The sequence below is a fragment of the Autumnicola edwardsiae genome, assembly GCF_031846505.1.
Lineage (GTDB): Bacteria > Bacteroidota > Bacteroidia > Flavobacteriales > Flavobacteriaceae > Autumnicola > Autumnicola edwardsiae.
The window spans coordinates 1-2,845 of record NZ_JAVRHP010000185.1; the positions used below are offsets into that span (position 1 = coordinate 1).

Annotated in this window: 3 protein-coding genes; all 3 read left to right on the plus strand. The window is 41.1% G+C overall.

Going from position 1 to position 2,845, the window contains the following annotated elements; genetic code table 11:
- On the plus strand, positions 1 to 847 hold an 847-nt coding region (locus RM529_RS16720), incomplete at its 5' end, for an HAD-IC family P-type ATPase (protein WP_311485885.1).
- 18 nt (positions 848 to 865) lie between these two features.
- Complete coding sequence (locus RM529_RS16725; protein WP_311485886.1) at positions 866 to 1,354, plus strand: DUF305 domain-containing protein; 489 nt, start codon at positions 866 to 868, stop codon at positions 1,352 to 1,354.
- 16 nt (positions 1,355 to 1,370) lie between these two features.
- On the plus strand, positions 1,371 to 2,845 hold a 1,475-nt coding region (locus tag RM529_RS16730), incomplete at its 3' end, for an efflux RND transporter periplasmic adaptor subunit (protein ID WP_311485887.1).

Below are 2,845 nucleotides of genomic sequence, written 5' to 3' on the forward strand. Positions count from 1 at the left end.
CCTAAACAGTTCCAGTGAGCACCCACTTGCAGAAGCGACTGTAAAATACGGAAAAGAGCAAAATACCGAATTCTCTAAAACCCAAAACTTCAGCGCAGTAACAGGAAAAGGAGTAGAAGGAACGGTTGATGGGAAAAAGCTCGATCTGGGAAATGCAAAAATGATGGAGTACGCTAATGCAACTATCTCAACAGAAATGGAAGCCGAAGTACAATCTTTTCAGAAACAAGGAAAAACAGTTTCATATTTGGCGATAGACGGTGAAGTTTCGGGTTACGTAATGATAGGCGATAAAATTAAAAAGACAAGTGCCAAGGCCATTAAAGAACTGCAAGATAAGGGTATCGCGGTAATAATGTTGACGGGCGATAATCACGATACCGCACAAGCCGTGGCAAGCGAACTCAATCTCGCCGATTTTAAGGCAGGAATGCTCCCCGAAAATAAATTGCAGGAAGTGGAAAAACTGCAAAACGAAGGCAAAGTAGTTGCAATGGCAGGCGACGGTATCAACGATGCACCTGCTTTGGCCAAAAGTGATGTGGGTATTGCAATGGGAACGGGAACAGACGTGGCGATTGAAAGCGCAATGATCACATTGGTCAAAGGCGATCTGCACGGTATCGTAAAAGCAAGGAATTTGAGCGACGCGGTTATGAAAAACATTAAGGAAAACCTGTTTTTCGCCCTCATCTATAACACCTTGGGAATCCCCATTGCCGCTGGTTTACTTTACCCTTTCTTTGGAATTTTATTATCCCCAATGATTGCGGCCTTGGCAATGAGTTTCAGTTCGGTTTCCGTTATAGGAAATGCACTCAGATTACGAACAAAATCTATCAACTAACCAATAAAATATAAAAAAATGAATTCAACTGAAAAAAATAACATCGGAACGAAGAAAAGCAACTATGGCAAATTTATAGTGATGCTGGTGCTTTCATTTATAGCAATGTACATTACAATGTATTTGAACACCTATGAATGGAACCACGTCTATTTCAGCCTTACACGGTTTTATATGGCTTGTTTGGGGATTTCGGCAATGGCGGTAATTATGCTTTCCTTGATGCTCCAAATGTATAAAAACAGAAAAAAGAATATCGCAATTTATCTCGGTAGCCTAGTACTTTTTATTGGTGCCCTGTCTTTGGTACGCACTCAAAAACCAATTGGAGATGTGCTTTATATGAAAGCTATGATCCCCCATCATTCCATAGCCATACTTACCAGTAAAAGAGCTGCGATCAAAGATCCTAAAGTAAGGAAATTGGCAGATGGGATTATTAAGGCTCAGGAAAAGGAAATCGCTGAAATGAAAGCTTATATCAAGCGATTGGAAAAAAATAAATAAACTAAGGAAATAAGTTATGAATAAGAACCTAATATATATAGGCATTGCAGTTCTAGTAGGACTGCTTGCAGGTTGGCTCATTTTTGGTACATCGGTAGATAAATCAATGGCGGTTAAGGACGTGTCAACTATGTCAGATGATCACGATCATTCCGCTGAAACCGCAGAAGGAATGTGGACGTGTTCTATGCACCCTCAGATTATGCAGCCCGAACCCGGTGACTGCCCCATTTGTGGGATGGATTTGATTCCGGCAGAATCGAGTGCAGATGGCCTTGCAGCCGATCAGTTTAAAATGACAAAAAATGCAATGGCCTTGGCAAATATCCAAACCAGTATAGTTGGGGATGCAGAAGGAAAAAACGGGAATATTATTTCTCTTACCGGAAAAATTGTAGAAAATGAGGAAGCAAATTCTGTTCAAGCAAGCTACTTCGACGGAAGGATAGAACGCCTCAATGTAAGTTATGAAGGACAGGAAGTCCGGAAGGGACAGCTCTTGGCAACCATATATGCGCCAAATCTTGTCGCAGCACAACAGGAGCTTATTACAACTGCATCGCTTAAAGAAAGCCAACCAGAACTTTACAAATCGGTCCGAAACAAATTAAAGCTTTGGAAACTCTCGGAAATCCAAATCAACAGTATTGAAGAATCAGGGAAAGTACGTGAGAATTTCCCGATTTATGCCACGGTTTCTGGAACAGTTTCCGAGAAAATGGCGGAAGAAGGCGATTACGTAAAACAGGGGCAGCCTATTTTGAAATTAAGCAACCTAAACTCGGTTTGGGCAGAGTTTGATGCTTATGAAAACCAAATTTCCCTATTTAAAAAAGGACAGAAAATAAAAATGACCACCAATGCCTATCCCAATAAGGAATTTGATGCTACCCTCTCTTTTATTGACCCGGTATTAAACACCCAAACCAGAGTGGTAACGGTACGGGCTACCATACAAAATAATAACAACCTTTTAAAACCGGGAATGTTTGTTGCTGGAAACATAGAGGATGTCAATGCTTCCAAGAAACAGCAACTTATTGTTCCGGCATCGGCGGTAATGTGGACAGGAGAACGTTCGGTGGTTTACGTAAAAACCAATCCTGACGAACCTGTTTTTGAAATGCGGGAAGTAACCATAGGGAATAGAAACGGAGAAACCTATACCATAACAGATGGTCTTGAAAACGGTGATGAGATCGTTACCAACGGCACATTTACCGTGGATGCAGCTGCGCAGTTACGTGGTAAAAAATCAATGATGAACCAAGACAATGCTGAGAATAAAGAAACCACGATGCCGGAAATGAAGATAGAACTATCGCTAGAAACGCAAAAAGCAATCGAGAAAAGTTTAAAACCCTACCTGGATATGAAAGATGCATTTGTAGCTGGAAATGTTGCCGATGTTTCTGCTTCCGCCAAAACTACATTGGAACAAATACAATCAGTGTCGGAAAGTGATTTGGGTAAAATGGAACAATCCCACAT